At 58.9% G+C, this 19,838-nt stretch carries 17 protein-coding genes; all 17 read right to left on the reverse strand.

What is annotated here, in order from left to right; translation table 11 throughout:
* Positions 1 to 50 precede the first annotated feature (50 nt).
* Positions 51 to 1,307, reverse strand: a complete 1,257-nt coding sequence (gene ftsA, locus MXF20_RS07695; RefSeq protein WP_325968612.1) for a cell division protein FtsA — start codon at positions 1,305 to 1,307, stop codon at positions 51 to 53.
* Positions 1,304 to 2,143, reverse strand: coding sequence for a cell division protein FtsQ (ftsQ, locus tag MXF20_RS07700; RefSeq protein ID WP_058774824.1), 840 nt, complete (start codon positions 2,141 to 2,143; stop codon positions 1,304 to 1,306). Before ftsQ ends, ftsA begins: the two co-directional genes overlap by 4 nt.
* Before the next feature lies 1 nt (position 2,144).
* Positions 2,145 to 3,065 (reverse strand): D-alanine--D-alanine ligase, encoded by a 921-nt coding sequence (locus MXF20_RS07705; protein WP_325968613.1) that lies wholly within the window; start codon positions 3,063 to 3,065, stop codon positions 2,145 to 2,147.
* Positions 3,058 to 4,533 carry a UDP-N-acetylmuramate--L-alanine ligase gene (gene murC, locus MXF20_RS07710; RefSeq protein ID WP_325968614.1) on the reverse strand — a complete coding sequence of 492 codons (1,476 nt, stop codon included), beginning with the start codon at positions 4,531 to 4,533 and terminating at the stop codon, positions 3,058 to 3,060. The genes MXF20_RS07705 and murC overlap by 8 nt, the downstream gene beginning before the upstream one ends.
* Positions 4,534 to 4,603: 70 nt before the next feature.
* Positions 4,604 to 5,662 carry an undecaprenyldiphospho-muramoylpentapeptide beta-N-acetylglucosaminyltransferase gene (gene murG / locus MXF20_RS07715; protein ID WP_325968615.1) on the reverse strand — a complete coding sequence of 353 codons (1,059 nt, stop codon included), beginning with the start codon at positions 5,660 to 5,662 and terminating at the stop codon, positions 4,604 to 4,606.
* Complete coding sequence (ftsW, locus tag MXF20_RS07720) at positions 5,659 to 6,873, reverse strand: cell division protein FtsW (RefSeq protein WP_325968616.1); 1,215 nt, start codon at positions 6,871 to 6,873, stop codon at positions 5,659 to 5,661. Before ftsW ends, murG begins: the two co-directional genes overlap by 4 nt.
* Complete coding sequence (gene murD, locus MXF20_RS07725) at positions 6,873 to 8,189, reverse strand: UDP-N-acetylmuramoyl-L-alanine--D-glutamate ligase (RefSeq protein ID WP_325968617.1); 1,317 nt, start codon at positions 8,187 to 8,189, stop codon at positions 6,873 to 6,875. The genes ftsW and murD overlap by 1 nt, the downstream gene beginning before the upstream one ends.
* A 2-nt stretch (positions 8,190 to 8,191) precedes the next feature.
* Positions 8,192 to 9,274, reverse strand: a complete 1,083-nt coding sequence (gene mraY / locus MXF20_RS07730) for a phospho-N-acetylmuramoyl-pentapeptide-transferase (protein WP_325968618.1) — start codon at positions 9,272 to 9,274, stop codon at positions 8,192 to 8,194.
* Positions 9,268 to 10,629 (reverse strand): UDP-N-acetylmuramoyl-tripeptide--D-alanyl-D-alanine ligase, encoded by a 1,362-nt coding sequence (gene murF, locus MXF20_RS07735; protein WP_325968620.1) that lies wholly within the window; start codon positions 10,627 to 10,629, stop codon positions 9,268 to 9,270. Before murF ends, mraY begins: the two co-directional genes overlap by 7 nt.
* Entirely contained in the window at positions 10,626 to 12,113 is a 1,488-nt protein-coding gene (gene murE / locus MXF20_RS07740; protein WP_325968621.1) for a UDP-N-acetylmuramoyl-L-alanyl-D-glutamate--2,6-diaminopimelate ligase, read from the reverse strand. Before murE ends, murF begins: the two co-directional genes overlap by 4 nt.
* Entirely contained in the window at positions 12,100 to 13,869 is a 1,770-nt protein-coding gene (locus tag MXF20_RS07745; RefSeq protein WP_021507566.1) for a peptidoglycan glycosyltransferase FtsI, read from the reverse strand. The genes murE and MXF20_RS07745 overlap by 14 nt, the downstream gene beginning before the upstream one ends.
* Before the next feature lie 16 nt (positions 13,870 to 13,885).
* Positions 13,886 to 14,206, reverse strand: coding sequence for a cell division protein FtsL (gene ftsL / locus MXF20_RS07750; protein ID WP_021507567.1), 321 nt, complete (start codon positions 14,204 to 14,206; stop codon positions 13,886 to 13,888).
* A complete protein-coding gene (gene rsmH / locus MXF20_RS07755) occupies positions 14,203 to 15,144 on the reverse strand; it encodes a 16S rRNA (cytosine(1402)-N(4))-methyltransferase RsmH (protein WP_325968623.1) in 942 nt (313 codons plus the stop codon). The genes ftsL and rsmH overlap by 4 nt, the downstream gene beginning before the upstream one ends.
* Before the next feature lie 2 nt (positions 15,145 to 15,146).
* Entirely contained in the window at positions 15,147 to 15,605 is a 459-nt protein-coding gene (gene mraZ / locus MXF20_RS07760; RefSeq protein WP_325968625.1) for a division/cell wall cluster transcriptional repressor MraZ, read from the reverse strand.
* A 492-nt stretch (positions 15,606 to 16,097) separates the two neighbouring features.
* On the reverse strand, positions 16,098 to 17,108 hold the full coding sequence (cra, locus tag MXF20_RS07765) for a catabolite repressor/activator (protein WP_325968626.1): 1,011 nt from the start codon (positions 17,106 to 17,108) through the stop codon (positions 16,098 to 16,100).
* A gap of 197 nt (positions 17,109 to 17,305) precedes the next feature.
* A complete protein-coding gene (gene ilvN, locus MXF20_RS07770) occupies positions 17,306 to 17,797 on the reverse strand; it encodes an acetolactate synthase small subunit (protein ID WP_010615603.1) in 492 nt (163 codons plus the stop codon).
* A gap of 2 nt (positions 17,798 to 17,799) precedes the next feature.
* On the reverse strand, positions 17,800 to 19,524 hold the full coding sequence (gene ilvI, locus MXF20_RS07775; protein WP_104188108.1) for an acetolactate synthase 3 large subunit: 1,725 nt from the start codon (positions 19,522 to 19,524) through the stop codon (positions 17,800 to 17,802).
* Between the last annotated feature and the right edge of the window lie 314 nt (positions 19,525 to 19,838).

Consider the following 19,838-nt stretch of genomic DNA (forward strand, 5'->3'; position numbering starts at 1 on the left):
TGTCGCCTGGAGATCATAAACATTGCCTGATGATCTCCTTTTTCAAAAAATTAAAACTCTTTCTTCAGCCAGCTGTTGATGCGTTTAAACCAATTGCCCACTGAAGCACGTTTTTCCGTTTCTGCATCACCGTTCATGTGTGACTCTTTGCCGTAATGCAGCAGGCCAACCGCCGTCGAGTAGTACGGCTCCTGCGCATAATCCGTCAGGCCGGTGATGTTAAGCGGCTGACCGATGCGCACCTGGGTGTGGAACACCCGCTGCGCACAGGCCGCCAGACCTTCAATCTGCGCCGCACCGCCGGTCAGCACAATACCGGCTGCCAGATGGTGCTTCACGCCCTGCTGACGCAGTTGCTCCTGCAGTTGCAGAATCTCGTCGTTCACCAGATTCAGCAGTTCGGTGTAACGCGGCTCAATCACTTCCGCCAGCGTCTGGCGCTGCAGGCTGCGCGGTGGACGTCCACCCACGCTCGGCACTTCGACGTTTTCGTCTTTGCCGACAATCGAACCCAGCGCACAACCGTGACGCACTTTAATCGCTTCGGCGTCGGTTGGCGGTGTGCCAAATGCATAGGCGATATCGCTGGTCACCACGTTCCCGGCATAGGGGATCACTTTGGTATGACGCAGCGCGCCGCCGGTGTACACCGCGATATCCATTGTACCGCCACCGATGTCAACAACACAGACTCCCAGCTCACGTTCATCTTCGGTCAGTACCGAAAAACTGGCTGCCAGTCCGGCAAAAATCAGTTGGTCAACTTTCAGGCCACAACGTTCAACTGCTTTGACGATATTTTTTGCCATATCGTTGTGGCAGGTGATGAGATGCACCTTGGCCTGCATACGCACGCCGGAAAGGCCGACCGGGTTTTTGATGCCTTCCTGATAATCGATGGCGTATTCCTGTGGAATCACATGCAGAATACGATGTTCGTCACGCACGCGAACGGATTTCGCCGTGTGCACCACGTTTTCCACATCATCCTGAGTGACTTCCTCTTCGGAAATCGGAACCATCCCGATTTCGTTCTGACAACTAATATGTTTGCCCGATAAAGCAAGGTATACCGACGAAATCTGGCAGTCAGCCATCAATTCCGCCTGATCGATGGCGCGCTGTACGCACTTCACCACCGACTCCAGATCGTTTACGCCGCCTTTGTCCATCCCGCGGGACGGGCAGCTGCCGACGCCAATAATGTTGACCATACCATCGGGCAGAATTTCCCCAACCAGGGCGGCGACCTTCGCAGTGCCGATTTCAAGTCCTACTACCAGTTTTCTGTCCGTTGCCTTGATCATTGTGGTTTAGCCTGTGCCTGGTTTTGTTGCTGATTACTGTCCTGTGGCTCAATCGGTGCCGGTGCCCAGCCTACTGCGGCGCCGGAGTCATAGCGTAGATCAACATAGCTGATGCGCTGGTTCTGACTCTGGCCCTGCTGCTGCAGCTCCGGGTAGAGCTCAATAAAACGGTTCAGACGCTTCATGGTATCGCTGCGCCCCAGTTCGATGCGCACATCGTCACTGGTCACCAGTTGCCACGAGCGCCGCGCCGTCATCGACGCGACCTTCAGGGTAAACTTACTGGCCCGCAGCACATCACTCATGGTGTGATAGCCGGCCAGCACCTCTTTTTCACTGCCTTCCGGACCATACAGCATCGGCAACGTCTCCTTGCCGATGTGGCTGGCCGGGACGCTGAAGGAGACGCCATCGGCGTCCACCATGTGCGAGTCATTCCAGCGTGCCACCGGGACAAACTCCACCAGGTTTATCTTCAGCTCGTCAGGCCACTGCTTGCGCACGCTGACCTGCTTAATCCACGGTAAACGCTCAATCTGCTGCTGAATGATATCCACATTCTGCGACATGAACGTGCCCGGCGCGCCGAGCGATAAAATCGCCTGGCGAATATCATCGTGCGTGGTGTAGTGGGTTTCGCCCGTCACCACCAGCTTCGACAGCGGCAGTCGCGACGCATCATTCATCCACTTCAGCACCACCAGGCCGCCAGCCACCATGGTGCCCATCACCAGCAGCAGGAACACGATGCCAAACAGCCGTGCTCCGTTGCTCCGTCCGGAGCGCGCACGCTCCTGTGGTTCGCGATTTCTAACGCGCAGTGCCGCCTGAGACATATCAGTCAGCCAGCTCCAGAATGCGCGCCACCAGCTGCGGGAAGCTGTATCCTGCCTGCTTCGCGGCCATCGGCACCAGGCTGTGGCTGGTCATGCCTGGCGAGGTGTTCACTTCCAGCAGCTGGAAGTTACCGTCGCCATCAGCCATTACATCAACCCGTCCCCAGCCGCTGCAGCCTAACGCGCGCCACGCAGCCAGCACCAGCGCCTGCAGCTCTGCCTCTTTCTCTGCACTCAACCCGCTCGGGCAGAAGTATTGAGTATCGTCAGAAATGTATTTTGCTTCATAGTCATAGAACTCGCTGGCGGTCTGAATTCTGATGGAAGGCAGAATTTCATCGCCAACGATGCCCACCGTGTACTCGGCGCCGCTGAGAAACGCTTCCACCAGCACGTCATCATCATGGCGAAACGCCTCCTGCAGCGCGGCCGGCAGCGCCTCCGCCTGGTTCACGCGGCTGATGCCAACGCTCGATCCTTCGCAGCTGGGTTTCACAAACAGTGGCAGGCCAAGCGCAGCGATAGCGGCCTGGGCCGATGCATCCAGGCCCTGCTCATACTGCTGGCGCGTCAGCCAGACAAATTTGCCCGACGGCAGTCCCCTGCCCTGCCACAGCAGTTTGCTGCGCAGTTTATCCATGGTGATGGCCGACGCCATCACGCCGCTGCCGGTATAGGGCAGCTGTAAAAATTCCAGCAGCGCCTGCAACGTGCCATCTTCACCGCCGCGACCGTGCAGGGCGATAAACACTTTGGCAAAGCCCTGTTGCTTCAGATCCAGCACCGACACGTCACGGGTATCGACACCGTGCGCATCAATGCCCATCTCGCGCAGTCCGGCCAGCACCGCGCTGCCGGACATCAGCGACACATCACGCTCGGCGGAGGTCCCGCCCATTAATACCGCGACTTTCTCAGCCATGGCGCGCCTCCGTGTTCAGAGCAGGCTGCAGCTGAATCTCAGCCAGCTTGCGGGCGATTTTGCCGATGTTGCCAGCGCCCTGCACAATCACCAGATCGTCGCCGGACAGCAGCGGTGCCAGCGCATCCGGCAATGCCTCGTGCTCGGAGACCAGAATCGGATCGACCTTGCCGCGATGGCGAATGGCGCGACACAGCGAACGGCTATCCGCGCCCGGAATGGGTGCTTCGCCCGCCGGATAGACATCCAGCATCAGCAGCACATCCACCTGCGACAGCACGTTCGCGAAGTCATCAAACAGATCGCGGGTTCGCGTGTAGCGATGCGGCTGGAACACCATGACCAGTTTTTTCTCCGGCCAGCCGGCGCGCGCCGCTTTAATGGTGACATCCACTTCGGTGGGATGATGACCATAATCGTCGACCAGCATCGCGCTGCCCGCTTTGCCGTTAACCGCCGCAGTGTCGAACTCGCCCAGCACGTCGAAACGACGACCGGTGCCCTGGAAGCTTTCCAGCGCCGCCAGAATCGCGTTGTCGTCAATGCCCTCTTCGCTGGCCACCGCCACCGCTGCCGCGGCGTTCAGCGCGTTATGGCGACCCGGCGCATTCAGCGTCACGTGCAGCACCGGCTTATCGTGCCGAATCAGGGTAAAGTGGCCCTGCGCGCCGCGCTGTTCATAGTTTTCCACCCGCACATCCGCGTCATCGCTGAAGCCATAGGTTGTGACCTGACGGCCTACGCGCGGAATCAAATCGCGAATCACCACATCGTCCACGCACATCACCGCGCGTCCGTAGAACGGCAGGTTGTGCAGGAAGTTAATAAACGTCTGCTTCAGGTTCTCAAAATCGCCCTGATAGGTATCCATGTGATCTGCTTCGATGTTGGTGACAATCGCCACCATCGGCTGCAGATGCAGGAAAGACGCGTCGCTTTCATCCGCTTCAGCAATCAGGTAACGGCTGCTGCCAAGGCGCGCATGCGTGCCCGCCGCTTTAACCAGACCGCCGTTAACGAACGTCGGATCGAGGCCGCCTTCCGCATAAATACTGGTCACCATCGCAGTGGTGGTGGTTTTACCGTGCGTGCCGGCAATCGCGATGCCGTGACGGAAACGCATCAGCTCAGCCAGCATCTCCGCCCGGCGAATCACCGGAATACGCTGCTCACGCGCCGCCACCAGTTCCGGGTTGTCCTGCGCCACGGCGGTGGAAACCACCACCACGCTGGCGTCGGTGACATTTTCCGGCCGGTGGTTGAAGTAAATGGTCGCGCCCAGCGAGGCCAGATGCTGCGTAACCGGATTGGGCGCCAGATCGGAGCCGCTAATATGATAGCCTTCGTTCGCCAACACCTCGGCAATACCGCCCATGCCGGCACCGCCGATGCCGACAAAGTGGATGTGCCGGACGCGACGCATCTCGGGCACAATAGAACGCAGTTTTGCCAATTGTTGTGTATTCATCTGTCTCTGTTACCTGTTTTCCCGTTTGCACCTATACGCAGATGCGGGCCAGTCAAACTGACCGGTTAACTTACTTCGCGACGCGCGCAACCTCTTGTGCCACCCGATCGGTCGCATCGGGAATCGCCACCTGGCGGGCTTTTTCCGCCATCGCCAGCAGCGTGGCGCGATCCCAGTGGCGCAGCGTGTCTGCGACGGCCGCAGCACTAAACTGCGGCTGTTCAAAAATTCTGGCCGCGCCGGCTTTTTCCAGCGGCAGCGCATTCCAGTACTGCTGACGATCTTTGTGCTGGAACGGCACAAAAATCGCCGGTAAACCTGCTGCCGCCACTTCACTGACGGTCAGCGCGCCGGAGCGACACACCACCACATCGGCCCACGCATAGGCTTGCGCCATGTCATCGATAAACTCGGTGACCTTGTGCTGCGGCTGGCCAGCGGCCTGATATGCCTGCTGCACGGTCTCGCGTGCGCCTTTGCCGGTCTGGTGCCACAGCGTGATGGCGTCACCCAGTTCGGCAGCGACCTGCGGCACAACCTGATTCAGGATGCGCGCGCCCTGGCTGCCGCCAATCACCAGCACACGAATCGGCCCGCTGCGGTGCGCCAGACGCTGCGCCGGCAGCGGCAGCGCCAGCACATCATTGCGCACCGGATTGCCCACCACCTCGGCATCAGGAAACGCGCCGGGAAACGCCTGCATCACTTTGGTGGCGATCTTTGCCAGCCACTTGTTGGTCAGCCCGGCAATACCGTTCTGCTCATGCAGCACCACCGGAATGCCGCAGCTCCATGCCGCGAGGCCGCCCGGACCGGAAACATAACCGCCCATGCCCAGCACCACATCCGGCTGCCAGTTTTTCATGATGCGGCGCGCCTGGCGCCACGCATTGAAAATGCGCACCGGTGCCAGCAGCAGGGCCTTTACGCCTTTACCGCGCAGTCCGCTGATGCGAATGAAGTCGATGTCGATGCCATGCTTAGGCACCAGGTCGGCTTCCATCCGGTCTGCGGTTCCCAGCCAGCGCACCTGCCAGCCTTGTTCGATCAGATGATGCGCCACGGCCAGTCCGGGGAATACGTGTCCGCCGGTACCGCCCGCCATGACCATCAGCCGTTTACCACTCATCGGGCACCTCGGGTGAACGCCTGGGCTTTTGCCAGACGCGTTTCATAATCTATGCGCAATAAAAAGACGATGGCGGTCGACATAATGATCAGACTCGAACCACCGTAACTGATCAGCGGCAGCGTCAGGCCCTTGGTCGGCAGCATACCCGCCGCTGCGCCAACGTTAACCAGCGCCTGGAAGCTAAACCACACGCCAATGGAACAGGCGAGGAAGCCGGAAAAACGCTGGTCGATCTCCAGCGCGCGACGACCAATCGACATTGCGCGAAAAGCGACGAAGAATACCATCAACAGCGCCAAAACCACACCGACATAACCCAACTCCTCACCGATAATTGAGAAGATAAAGTCGGTATGCGCTTCCGGCAGATACTCCAGTTTCTGCACCGAGTTGCCTAAGCCCTGGCCCCAGAATTCGCCGCGACCAAACGCCATCAGCGACTGGGTCAGCTGGTAGCCGCTGCCGAACGGATCTTCCCACGGGTTCCAGAAAGAGGTGACGCGGCGCATACGGTAAGGTTCCGCGATGATCAGCAGCACCACGGCAAAAATGCCGGAGCCGATAATCGCCAGGAACTGCCACAGTTTCGCGCCCGCGAGGAACAGCATTGCCAGCGTGGTGACAAACAGCACCACCACGGTACCGAGATCCGGCTGGGCCAGCAGCAGTACCGCCAGCACCACCATCACGCCCATTGGCTTACAGAAGCCCCAGAAGTTGTTACGCACCTCTTCCACTTTGCGCACCAGATAGCTGGCGAGATAGCAGAACAGCGACAGTTTGGACAATTCAGCCGGCTGAATACGCAGCGGCCCGAGCGCGATCCAGCGCGATGCACCGTTAACCGAGCTGCCGACCACCAACACGATCAGCAGCATCGCCACCGAAGCCATCAGCATGGCGTTGCTGTAGCGCTGCCAGAAATCCATCGGCACGCGCAGCGTCACTAATGCCATGCCCAGCGCCAGCAAAATATAGAAAGCATCACGCTTGGCGAAATAGAACGGATCGTCATTAAGACGCTGTCCAACCGGCATCGACGCCGAGGTGACCATGACAAAACCGATAATCGCCAGGCCAAACGTCAGCCACAGCAGCGTGCGGTCATACAGCACCACCGGCGCGTCGTCGTTGTCGCGCGCGCCCATCACCCAATCACGCAGGCGCAGCGAAATAAAACTGGCGATACTGGCTCCGGGAATACGCATCAGCTCAGCTCCTTCGCCAGTTGCGCGAAGCGATCGCCGCGCTGTTCAAAATTACGGAACTGGTCAAGACTGGCGCACGCCGGTGACAGCAGCACCAGGTCGCCCGCCTGTACCTGCGCGGCAATCTGCGTCATCGCCTGCTCCAGTGTTTCGGTGCGCGTCGCCACTGCCGGACGCAGCGCGGCCAGCGCGTCGCCGTCGCGGCCAAAGCAGAACAGCCGCACGTTGTCGCCCTGCAGATAGCGCGCCAGCGGCGTGAAGTCCGCCCCTTTGCCATCGCCACCCAGCAGCAGCCAGAGTGTGCCGTTCACCCGCAGGCCGTTAAGCGCGGCTTCGGTGCTGCCCACGTTGGTGGCTTTCGAGTCATTAATCCAGCGCACGCCATGCGCTTCATGCACCAGCTGGAAGCGGTGCGGCAGGCCGCTGTAAGTGGTTAGCGCTTTCAGACTGGAAGCGCGCGGGATATTCACCGCATCGGCCAGCGCCAGCGCGGCCAGCGCATTGGTGTAGTTGTGCTGCCCGACCAGTTTCATCTCATCGGTATTAAGGACTTTCTCGCCCTTCACCCGCAGCCAGGTGCTGCCCTGCTGCTGATTGAGGTGATAATCGCCAACGTCGATGCCAAAGCTGACGCAGCGGCGATCGGCGCCGCGCACTGGCATGGTCATGCCATCGTCGGCATTGACCACGCAGATATCCGCGTTTTCATAAATGCGTAATTTAGCGGCGCGATACTGCTGCATCCCCAGCGGATAACGATCCATGTGATCTTCGGTGACGTTGAGGATGGTCGCCGCCGCCGCTTTCAAACTGTGGGTGGTTTCCAGCTGGAAACTGGACAGCTCCAGCACATACAGCTGCGCCGGTGACTTGAGCAGCGTCAGCGCCGGCAGCCCGATATTGCCGCCCACGCCCACCTGCCAGCCTGCAGCGCGCGCCATTTCACCCACCAGCGTGGTGACGGTGCTTTTGCCATTGGAACCGGTGATCGCCACAATCGGCGCCTGGGCTTCGCGGCAGAACAGTTCGATATCGCCGACAATTTCAATGCCAGCGTCGGCCGCTTCACTCAGCGCCGGATGCGCCAGCGCGATGCCCGGGCTGGCGATGATCAAATCGGATGCCAGCAGCCAGTCGCTGTTGATACCGCCAACGTGGCGCTCCACCTGCTCTGGCAGTTTGTCCAGCCCCGGCGGTGACACACGGGTATCCATCACGCAGGGCGTTACGCCCTGCGCGAGGAAGAAATCAACACAGGACAGGCCGGTAATGCCTAATCCAATGATGACGACTTTTCTGCCCCGATAGTCAGCCATGATTAACGTACCTTGAGCGTTGCCAGGCCAATCAGCACCAGCATCAGCGAAATAATCCAGAAGCGCACGATCACACGCGGCTCCGGCCAGCCTTTCAGTTCATAGTGGTGGTGAATCGGTGCCATGCGGAAAATACGCTGACCGCGCAGCTTGAACGAACCCACCTGCAGGATCACCGACAGCGTCTCAACCACAAATACGCCGCCCATGATCACCAGCAAAAACTCCTGACGCAGCAGCACCGCCAGCGTACCGAGCGCGCCGCCCAGCGCCAGCGAACCCACGTCGCCCATGAAGACCTGCGCCGGATAGGTGTTGAACCACAGGAAGCCCAAACCGGCCCCGACAATCGCGGTACAGACAATCACCAGCTCACCGGCGTGGCGCAGATACGGGATGTGCAGATACTCAGCGAATTTCACGTTACCGGTCGCCCAGGCCACCAGCGCAAAACCGGCCGCCACAAACACCGTTGGCATAATGGCCAGGCCATCCAGACCGTCAGTCAGATTGACCGCATTCCCGGTACCGACAATCACAAAGTAGGCCAGCACCACGTAGAACAGGCCGAGCTGCGGCATGATATCTTTGAAGAACGGCACCACCAGCTGCGTCGCAGGCGTGTCTTTGCCGGCAATGAACAGCGCGAATGCCACACCGAGCGAAATCACCGACATCCAGAAATATTTCCAGCGCGCAATCAGCCCCTTAGTGTCTTTACGCACCACTTTGCGGTAGTCATCAACGAAGCCAATCACTCCGAAGCCAACCAGCACCACCAGCACGCACCAGACGTAAGGATTAGACGGATAAGCCCACATCAGCACTGAAACCGTGATGGAGGTCAGAATCATAATGCCGCCCATGGTCGGCGTGCCGCGCTTGCTGAAGTGCGACTCCGGACCATCGTTACGTACCACCTGACCAATCTGCAGTTTCTGCAGCCAGGCGATCAGGCGCGGGCCCATCCATAAAGAGATGAACAGGGCGGTCAGCAGGCTGACAATGGCGCGAAACGTCAGATAGGAAAAGACGTTAAAGCCGGAATAAAATGCGACCAGATGTTCGGCCAGCCAGACTAGCATGTTCCTTTCTCCTGTAAGCTCTGTACTACCTGCTCCATGGCGGCACTACGTGAACCTTTAACCAAAATAGTGATGTCCGGATGTTGGGACAGCAGCGTGCGTAAACGTTCAGTCAGTTCGGCTTTACTGGCGAAATGTTCGCCTTTGCCGCTGCTTTCACTAATAAAATGACTGAGCCTGCCGGTGCTCAGCACACAATCAATACCGGCGACTTTCGCCGCTTCGCCCACCTGACGATGACAGGCTTCGGCTTCGTCGCCCAGCTCACCCATGTCACCCACCACCATAACGCGGTAGCCCGGCATATCGCCCAGCACCTGCGCAGCGGCGGTCATCGAACCGACGTTGGCGTTGTAGCTGTCGTCCAGCAGCAGCTGATTATCAGCAAGGCGAATCGGGAACAGACGCCCAGGAACGGGCTGCAAAGTTTTAAGGCCAGACTGGATGGCGGTTAACGGCGCGTCTACCGACAGTGCCAGCGCGGCAGCGGCCAGCGCATTAGCGATATTGTGCCGGCCCGGCAGCGGCAGCTCGATGGCGATGTCGCCGCGCGGCGTGTGCAGGGTAAACAGCGTGGCGTCAGCGCGCAGCACGATATCGCTGGCGCGGAACTCGGCGTCTGCCATCGGCTGCGGCGAAAAGCGCCACAGGGTTTTATCAGCAAACTGCGGCTGCCAGTTGGGCAAATCATTGCTGTCAGCGTTGATGATGGCGGTGCCGTGCACCGGTAAGCCGCCAAAGATTTCGCCTTTGGCTTTCGCCACGCCCGCCAGCGAACCGAAGCCTTCCAGATGCGCTGCCGCCAGGTTGTTGACCAGCGCGGTTTCCGGACGCACCAGATTGGTGGTGTAAGCAATTTCACCCTGATGATTCGCGCCCATTTCAATCACGGCATACGCGTGTTGTGGCGTCAGGCGCAGCAGCGTCATCGGCACGCCGTAATCGTTGTTGAGATTACCGGCGGTATACAGCGTTTCACCGCACTGGCGCAGAATCGCCGCGGTCATCTCTTTCACCGAGGTTTTACCGGAGGAGCCGGTCAGCCCGACCACGCGCGCTTTCGCCTGCTGACGTACCCAGGCGCCAAGCTGACCAAAAGCAATTCGCGTATCGGCGACCACCACCTGCGGCACGTCGACCGCTAAAACACGGTTAACCAGCAGCGCCTGGGCACCGCTGGCGATGGCGTCGGCGACAAAATCGTGTGCGTCAAAACGTTCGCCCACCAGCGCGACAAACAGGCTGCCGGCGGTGACGTTGCGGGTATCGGTGGTGACATCCGCGATAGTGAGATCGCTGCCGTGCAGCTGGCCGCCGCTGATCTCTGCCAGGGTATGCAGCGTAATCGGAATCATGCCATTACCCCCAGCAAACGGGCGACGGTGTCGCGGTCGGAGTAGTCGAGACGGCGGTTACCGATGATTTGATAATCTTCGTGGCCTTTACCGGCCACCAGCACGATGTCATCGGCGCTGGCCTGCATCACCGCATGGGTGACCGCCTGCGCTCGACCTGCAATGACGCGAGCCCGGCCCGGATCGAGCAGGCCGGTGAGAATGTCGTTAACAATCGCCGTCGGCTCTTCGCTCCGCGGATTGTCATCGGTGATCACCACGATGTCGGCGAACTGTTCGGCAATCGCACCCATCAGCGGACGTTTGCCTTTGTCACGATCGCCACCGCAACCAAATACGCACCATAGCTGGCCCTTGCAGTGCAGCCGGGCCGCTTCCAGCGCTTTTTCCAGCGCGTCAGGCGTATGCGCGTAATCGACCACCACCGTCGGCTTTTGGGGCGCGGTGAACACTTCCATACGACCGCATACCGGCTGCAGCTGGCTGGCACTGGCCACCAGCGTGTCGAGCGGATAATCCAGCGTCAGCAGCGTCGCCAGCGCCAGCAGCAGGTTGCTGACGTTGAAGGCCCCCATCAGGCGGCTATCAAACTCGCCGTTGCCCCAGCTTGAACTGAACTGCACGTGTGCGCCGCCGTCGTGATAATCGATCGCTGTCGCCTGCAGCCAGCGGCCACGACAGCCGGGCTGCAGATTGTTGCCCAGCGTGACGGCCACGGCATCCGGTAATTTTTCCAGCCAGCGGCGGCCGACTTCATCGTCAGCGTTGATGATGGCCTCGCCCACCTGATGCTCAGAGAACAGCAGCCATTTGGCCGATTCGTAGCCCTGCATGTCACCGTGATAATCAAGGTGATCGCGGCTCAGATTGGTAAACACCGCGGCGGCAAACGGCAGCGCGGCCACGCGATGCTGCACCAGACCGTGCGAGGAGACTTCCATGGCGGCCACGGTGGCGCCCTGCCCGACCAGATCGTGCAGAATATGCTGAACATCTACCGCCGAACCGGTGGTGTTTTCACTCGGTACCAGCTGACCGTACAGGCCATTGCCCACCGTGCCCATCACCGCGCCAGTTTCGCCCAGCAGGTTGGCCCACTGCGCAATCAGCTGCGTGGTGGTGGTTTTGCCGTTGGTGCCGGTCACGCCAATCAGCTTCAGTTTGTCAGCCGGCTGCTGGTAGAAGCGCCCGGCCAGCGCGGAGAGGCGCTGCGGCAGCTGCGCCAGGTAGATGACCGGGACGCCGTGCATCTCGCGGATATCACCATCGCTGGCTTCGCCTTCAGCCTCGGCAATCACCGCCGCCACGCCCTGGGCGATGGCCTGTGGAATAAAACGACGTCCATCAGCATGATGGCCCGCCACGGCGATAAACAGATCGCCAGCAGCCGCAGCGCGGCTGTCCAGTGTCATGTCACGGAGTGGACGCGCCGGCGCGCCAGGCACCCACGGGGCCAGCAAGTCGCGCAGGTTACGATCTGTCACTTGATTCCTCACTTCTCTTATTCTTCACCAACTCGTTTTTATCCACTGTTGGCAGCGCATCCGGTTCAATGTTCATGGTGCGCAGGACACCGCCCATGATGGCGCCAAACACCGGTGCAGAAACCGCACCACCATAATATTTACCGGCCTGGGGATCATTGATCACCACCACCAGTGCAAAACGCGGACGACTGGCGGGCGCAACGCCCGCGGTGTAAGCAATGTATTTATTGACGTAGCGTCCGTCCGGTCCGACTTTTTTCGCGGTACCGGTTTTGATCGCGATGCGATAGCCCTTGATGGCGGCTTTAACACCACCGCCACCCGGCAGCGCCACGCTCTCCATCATGTGCATCACGGTTTTCACCAGGTCTTCCGGGAAAACGCGCTCGCCCGCCACTGGCGGGTCAACTTTGGTAATCGACAGCGGGCGATTGATGCCATAGCTGCCAATGGTTGCGTAGACTCGCGCTAACTGTAACGGCGTTACCATTAGCCCGTAGCCGAAAGAGAAGGTGGCCCTCTCTATGTCAGACCACCGTTGTTTTTGAGGGTATAAGCCACTACTTTCCCCGACCAGCCCCAAATTGGTCGGTTTACCCAGACCAAAGCGCGCGTAAGTTTCTACCAGCGCTGAGGAGGGCATCGCTAACGCGAGGCGCGAAACCCCGACGTTACTCGACTTCTGCAGAACCCCGGTGAGGGTCAATTCGTTGTAGCGCGCCACGTCTTTGATCTCATGACCATTAACGCGATACGGCACGGTGTTCAGGACGCTGTTCTCTTTCACCACGCCGCGCTGCAGCGCGGTCATCACCACCATCGGCTTGACGGTGGAACCCGGCTCGAAGATGTCGGTAATGGCACGGTTACGCATCACATCTTTCGGCGTGTTGCTGAGATTATTCGGGTTATAAGCCGGGCTGTTAGCCATCGCCAGCACTTCGCCGGTGTTCACGTCCACCAGCACCGCAGTGCCCGATTCGGCTTTGTTGAAGGCAACGGCATTGTTCAGTTCGCGGTACACCAGCGCCTGCAGACGTTCGTCGATGCTCAGCGTCAGGTTGTGCGCGGCGCGGCTGTCGACCGAGGAGATATCCTCAATCACCCGACCGTAGCGGTCTTTGCGCACGGTACGTTCGCCCGGCTCGCCGGTCAGCCATTTATCAAAGCTCTTCTCGATGCCTTCAATGCCCTGGCCATCGATGTTAGTGAAACCAATCAGGTGCGCCGTGACCTGGCCGGCCGGATAGTAGCGGCGCGACTCCTGGCGCAGATAAATACCCGGCAGCTTGAGCTTTTTCACGTATTCGCCAATGGCCGGATTGACCTGACGCGCCAGATAGATAAAGCGCCCTTTTGGATTCGCGTTGACGCGTGCCGCCAGCTGATCCAGCGGGATCGACAGCGCATCCGACAGGGCTTTCCAGCGGCTATCCACGGTAACGCCGCCATGCTCGGTCAGCTCTTTGGGATCGGCCCAGATCGCGTTAACCGGCACGCTCACCGCCAGCGGACGCCCGGCGCGATCGCTGATCATGCCGCGCGCGGTAGGCACTTCCTGCACGCGCAGCGAACGCAAATCGCCCTCTTTCACCAGCTTATCCGGGCTGATCACCTGCAGCCACGCCACGCGCGACAGCAATCCGCCCAGTGCCAGAAGAATACAGCCGCACAGCAACGCAAAACGCCAGCTTACAAAGCTGGCCTTATCTTCCTGTTTTCTTAACTTCAGCGTTTTGCCTGCGCCGCTCATTGAGGTCTGCGATTCCTTATTTCTGCACCACAATATTTTCCTGTGAAGGATCAACATGCTGCAACTGCAGCTTATCGGTTGCTATCCGTTCCACCCGGCTGTGATCGCCCAGCGCGTTCTCTTCAAGAATCAGGTTGCGCCATTCGATATCCAGCGCATCACGCTCCAGCACCAGCTGTTCACGCTGCGCCGTCAGCAGACGGGTCTTATGCGTGGTGGTCACCACCAGCACCGAAGACACCAGCACGGCGATCAGCAGCAGCAACGGGATCTTGCCGAAACGCAGCAGGTCACCGCCAATCACGCCGGGCAGGCTGTGACGCTCATTGCCAATCACGGTGCGGTTCTCTCAGCAATGCGCAGGACCGAACTGCGCGCGCGCGGGTTGTCTTTGACTTCGGCCTCGCCAGGAATCAGCTTGCCGAGGGTTTTCAGTTCACGTCCGCCCAGCGCTTTCAGCTGGCTCTCGGTCATCGGAATCCCGGCCGGCACCTGCGGTCCGCGGCTCTGGTCGCGCATAAAGCGCTTCACCAGCCGATCTTCCAGTGAATGGAAGCTGATGATGGATAAACGCCCGCCCGGTGCCAGCACCTTCAATGCTCCTTTCAGCGCGATATCGATCTCTTCCAGCTCACTGTTGATCCAGATACGTATCGCCTGGAAGCAGCGCGTCGCCGGATGCTTAAACTTGTCTTTTACCGGCGTTGCCGCCGCAATCAGATCGGCCAGCTCTTTGGTGCGCGTCATCGGCTGTTCCCGGTTACGCTCGACGATGGCGCGGGCGATGCGTTTCGCGAAGCGCTCTTCACCGTAGGTCTTCAGCACAAACGCAATATCGGCTTCTTCGGCGCTCTGCAGCCACTCGGCGGCTGACTGACCGCGCGTCGGGTCCATGCGCATGTCCAGCGGTCCGTCGCGCATAAACGAGAAACCGCGCTCGGCGTCGTCCAGCTGAGGCGAAGAGACGCCCAGGTCCAGCAGTACGCCGTCGATTTTGCCGGTCAGCCCGCGCGCTTCAACATACTCAGCCAGCGCGGAAAACGGCCCGTGTACAATCGAGAAGCGCGGATCTTTTATCTCAGCGGCTGCGGCTATGGCTTGCGGATCGCGGTCGATAGCCAGTAACTGTCCGTTCGCGCCCAGCTGCGACAGGATCAGGCGTGAGTGACCGCCGCGACCAAAAGTGCCGTCAATATAAATGCCGTCTTCCCTGATATTGAGGCCGTTAACCGCCTCATCCAGCAGCACTGTGGTGTGTTTAAAATTTTCCTGCATAGCTATAGCGACAAGTCCTGCAACCGCTCAGATAAAGGCTCCTGAGCTGACTGTTCTGCGTCAATATCGTCCTTAACTTGTTGATACCAGGTCTGTTCATCCCACAGCTCAAACTTGTTGAACTGTCCAACCAGCATCACTTCTTTGGTCAGGCTCGCATGCTGGCGCAGCGTATTCGCCAGCAATAAACGGCCTGCATTATCCATCTGGCACTCGCTGGCATGTCCTAACAGCAGACGCTGCACGCGACGCTCATTCGGATTCATACTGGATAACCGGGCCAGTTTTTTCTCAATAACTTCCCATTCGGGCAGGGTATAAAGCAGCAGGCAGGGCTGATGGAGGTCAATGGTACAAACCATCTGACCCTGAGACTCTGCGAGCAGCAATTCGCGGTATCGCGTTGGCACCGCCAGGCGCCCTTTGCTGTCGAGATTGACTAACGTTGCTCCACGGAACATGCCAGCCCTACCCCTCAGTTACCCGTTTTCACCACTTTATCCCACTTTTTACCACGAAACGAGTTTACGGAGCCGATGAAATCCTTGTCAAGCCGCAACGGCAAGTGAATATCACTCTTTACACCGAATGAAATTAACCGGAGAGAAGAATAAGAGGAGAATGAAGGGGCAATTTAAAATTAACCCGATGAATAACAGTATAAAAAAAATTTGCGTCGGATTTATCGGTGAAAATTAGCGCAATTTTACCGCTGCGATTATTCTGCCCCAATCTGCGACGGCGGCGGCATTTTAGGGGATTTCTGAAAGGAAGCCCAGCACCATCGCGCCCGCTCTGCTATGGACGATTGCTGAAGATGTAAACAAATAAGAAAATTCAGCGCTGATAATTCGTTAGCCCGACCGCTGATAATTTACGCTTTTTTACCCCAATACGCGCAACGCTAAATAGTGCTGGCAGAAATTAACGCGGGCGACGTCTCGCCCGCCACTTCATTTAGCGCGACGACTTAATTGTCCGCGGCGGAATAAATTACGACGTATGCGGGTTAAACCTGGCTTCGGTTTACGAGGTTCATCAAGAGATGCCAGCACCAGCTCCAGTACGCGCTCGGCGACATCGCGGTGACGCTGTCCTACCGCCAGCACCGGGCACTCCAGAAAGTCTAATAATTCGTGGTCGCCAAAGGTGGCGATGGCCAGGTCGGTGGGCAGCCGGCCGTCACGCTTCAGAGTTACGTCCATCACCCCCTGCAGCAGGCCAAACGAGGTGGTAAACAGCGCTTCGGGCATCGCGTGATCCTCGAGATAATTTTCAAACAGCGTCGCCGCAGCGGCGCGGTCAAAGCTGTTGCAATAGATGAAATCGATCGGGCGCTCATCGCCCTGCCACGCCTCGCGGAAGCCCATTTCACGCAGGAAGCTCACCGACAGCTCCGGCAGCGCACCGAGGAACAGCACATTTTTCACCGGCAGCTGACGCAATTCAGCCGCCAGCGCCTGCGCGTCATCCTGATCGGCCCCGACCACGCTGGTGAAGTGTTCACGATCCAGCGCGCGGTCGAGCGCAATAATCGGCAGCGGATCGTTGACCCAGCGCTGATAGAACGGGTGCTCTGGCGGCAGCGAAGTCGAGACGATGATCGCATCCACCTGACGCTGCAGCAGATGCTCAATGCAGCGCATTTCGTTATCCGGCTGGTCTTCGGAACAGGCGATCAGCAGCTGATAGCCGCGCTGACGCGCCTGACGCTCAAGGTAGTTGGCGATGCGCGTGTAACTGGTGTTTTCCAGATCGGGGATCACCAGACCAATCGAACGGGTGCGTCCGGCGCGCAGGCCTGCAGCCACCGCGTTGGGGTGATAGTTATACTCACGCACCACCGCCATGACTTTCTCAACGGTTTTGTCGCTGACACGATACTGCCGCGCTTTGCCATTGATGACATAGCTCGCCGTGGTGCGCGACACGCCCGCCAGGCGCGCAATTTCATCCAGTTTCACGATGACACCTTAATTCTGATAAGCCAGGGCTGGCGAAAATGTCCGCAGAGTAGCTAAGGGTAAAACATTTGTAACATCTAACCGCAGAACACTACGCTGAGCAACCGGTTTTCATGCGCAAGCGGCCGAAGCGCATAAAATAAAAAAACCCGGCATTCCACCGGGTTAGCTCGAACACAGATGATAACTTTGCGGTATTAACGCATTACGCGATCGCCACGTGATACACCCACGATGCCGGAACGCGCCACTTCAACGATTTCCGCTACTTCGCGCACGGTGTTGAGGAACGCGTCGAGTTTATCGCTGGTGCCGGCCAGCTGAACCGTGTACAGCGTTGGCGTCACATCGATAATCTGTCCACGGAAGATTTCCGCGCTGCGTTTCACCTCTTCGCGCCCGTAACCGCTGGCCTGAATCTTCACCAGCATGATTTCACGCTCGACGTAAGCACCCTGCCCCAGTTCGCTGACGCGCAACACGTCCACCAGCTTGTGCAGCTGCTTTTCGATCTGCTCCAGCACTTTCTGGTCGCCCACGGTCTGAATGGTCATGCGCGACAGCGTCGGATCGTCGGTCGGTGCCACGGTCAGGCTCTCAATGTTGTAGCCGCGCTGAGAAAACAGCCCCACCACGCGCGACAATGCGCCGGATTCGTTCTCCAGCAGAACTGATAAAATACGACGCATAATTAAGTCCTCTCCGTTTTGCTCAACCACATCTCGTCCATCGCGCCACCGCGAATCTGCATCGGGTAGACGTGCTCACTGCCGTCCACCGTGACATCCACAAACACCAGACGCCCTTTGGCCAGCGTATCGAGCGCCAGCTGCAACTTCTCTTCCAGCTCAGCCGGATGCTGAATGGCGATACCGACGTGGCCATAGGCTTCCGCCAGGCGCACGAAGTCCGGCAGCGATTCCATATAGGATTGCGAATGGCGGCCGGAGTAAATCATGTCCTGCCACTGTTTCACCATGCCGAGGAAGCGGTTGTTCAGGTTCAGCACCAGCACCGGCAGGTCGTACTGCAGCGCGGTCGACAGCTCCTGAATGTTCATCTGGATACTGCCGTCGCCGGTCACGCAAATCACGGTTTCCTGCGGCAGCGCCATCTTCACGCCGAGCGCCGCCGGCAGGCCAAAGCCCATGGTGCCGAGGCCGCCGGAGTTGATCCAGCGACGCGGTTTATCGAACTGGTAGTACAGCGCGGCGAACATCTGGTGCTGGCCGACGTCCGAGGTCACGTAGGCCTCGCCGTGCGTCAGACGACAAATGGTTTCAATCACCGCCTGCGGTTTGATTTTGTCGCTGCTGCGGTCAAATTCCAGGCACTTGCGGCTGCGCCAGCCTTCAATGCTCTGCCACCAGTCACGCAGGCTGTCGAGCTCCTGCTTCGCTTCGCTCTGCGCCAGCAGCTCCAGCATCTGCGTCAGCGTCTGTCTGGCATCGCCGACAATCGGAATATCGGCGCTGACGGTTTTGGAGATCGAGGTTGGATCGACGTCAATGTGCATCACGGTGGCATTCGGGCAATACTTCGCCAGATTGTTGGTGGTGCGATCGTCGAAGCGCACGCCGATACCAAAGATCAGATCGGCGTTGTGCATGGTCATGTTGGCTTCATAGGTGCCGTGCATACCGAGCATGCCCACACACTGACGATGCGTGCCCGGGAACGCGCCGAGCCCCATCAGCGAGGTGGTGACCGGAATATTCAGCTGCTCTGCCAGCTGCAGCAGTTCCGCCTCACAGCCTGAAGTAATGGCCCCGCCGCCGACGTAAATCACCGGCTTGTGCGCGGCCAGCAGCGTCTGCAGCGCGCGCTTGATCTGGCCTTTATGGCCCTGCAGCGTCGGATTGTAAGAGCGCATGCTGACGGTTTCCGGCCACACGTACGGCAGCTTGTTGGCCGGATTCAGAATATCTTTCGGCAGATCGATCACCACCGGCCCCGGACGACCGCTGGCCGCCAGCCAGAAGGCTTTTTTCAGCACCGTCGGGATCTCTTCGGTGCTTTTCACCAGGAAGCTGTGCTTCACCACCGGACGCGAGATACCCACCATGTCGCACTCCTGGAAGGCGTCATAGCCAATCAGCGAGGACGGCACCTGACCGGAGAGGATCACCAGCGGAATGGAATCCATATAGGCGGTTGCAATGCCGGTGATGGCGTTGGTGGCGCCAGGACCCGAGGTGACCAGCACCACGCCGACTTCGCCGGTCGCGCGCGCCAGGCCATCCGCCATATGTACAGCGCCCTGCTCGTGGCGCACCAGCACGTGGTCAATACCACCGACCGTTTGCAGCGCATCATAAATATCGAGCACCGCACCGCCCGGATAACCGAATACCTGCTTAACGCCCTGATCGATTAACGAACGGACGACCATTTCGGCTCCTGACAACATCTCCATTTTCTGCCTCCAGGCTTGAGAGCCAGCTGCCCCGGCAAACGCTATCCTGCGTGCCGCTCGCATCTGTCCCTTTATTGCCAATTAAGATCAAAACCTTATGTTTATGCTCAGAAGACGCTATGCATTCCGTCTTCCAGGTACAGGGAATCTACCTGCGTGGATTCTTTTGAGAGTAGGTCGATTACCATAACCGCAGAAAACCCGGCCTGCAAACGTCATAAGGCGGCGCGGCGCTGTCTGTGGCAAAAAAGGCACTGACGCGTGATTATCGCCCGGGAGGATTAAACTAATACGACGGCATAAGCACAGAGGAA

It is taken from the genome of Pantoea dispersa, assembly GCF_035783935.1.
Lineage (GTDB): Bacteria > Pseudomonadota > Gammaproteobacteria > Enterobacterales > Enterobacteriaceae > Pantoea > Pantoea dispersa_C.

Bases quoted from the DNA above. Each gene is read 5' to 3' on its own strand.
- murD (WP_325968617.1), bottom strand. From the start codon at position 8,189: ATGGCTGACTATCGGGGCAGAAAAGTCGTCATCATTGGATTAGGCATT.
- ftsW (WP_325968616.1), bottom strand. From the start codon at position 6,873: ATGCGTATTCCCGGAGCCAGTATCGCCAGTTTTATTTCGCTGCGCCTG.
- rsmH (WP_325968623.1), bottom strand. From the start codon at position 15,144: ATGCAGGAAAATTTTAAACACACCACAGTGCTGCTGGATGAGGCGGTT.
- murC (WP_325968614.1), bottom strand. From the start codon at position 4,533: ATGAATACACAACAATTGGCAAAACTGCGTTCTATTGTGCCCGAGATG.
- MXF20_RS07745 (WP_021507566.1), bottom strand. From the start codon at position 13,869: ATGAGCGGCGCAGGCAAAACGCTGAAGTTAAGAAAACAGGAAGATAAG.
- ftsA (WP_325968612.1), bottom strand. From the start codon at position 1,307: ATGATCAAGGCAACGGACAGAAAACTGGTAGTAGGACTTGAAATCGGC.
- ftsQ (WP_058774824.1), bottom strand. From the start codon at position 2,143: ATGTCTCAGGCGGCACTGCGCGTTAGAAATCGCGAACCACAGGAGCGT.
- ilvN (WP_010615603.1), bottom strand. From the start codon at position 17,797: ATGCGTCGTATTTTATCAGTTCTGCTGGAGAACGAATCCGGCGCATTG.
- ilvI (WP_104188108.1), bottom strand. From the start codon at position 19,524: ATGGAGATGTTGTCAGGAGCCGAAATGGTCGTCCGTTCGTTAATCGAT.
- mraZ (WP_325968625.1), bottom strand. From the start codon at position 15,605: ATGTTCCGTGGAGCAACGTTAGTCAATCTCGACAGCAAAGGGCGCCTG.
- murG (WP_325968615.1), bottom strand. From the start codon at position 5,662: ATGAGTGGTAAACGGCTGATGGTCATGGCGGGCGGTACCGGCGGACAC.
- mraY (WP_325968618.1), bottom strand. From the start codon at position 9,274: ATGCTAGTCTGGCTGGCCGAACATCTGGTCGCATTTTATTCCGGCTTT.
- MXF20_RS07705 (WP_325968613.1), bottom strand. From the start codon at position 3,065: ATGGCTGAGAAAGTCGCGGTATTAATGGGCGGGACCTCCGCCGAGCGT.
- murF (WP_325968620.1), bottom strand. From the start codon at position 10,629: ATGATTCCGATTACGCTGCATACCCTGGCAGAGATCAGCGGCGGCCAG.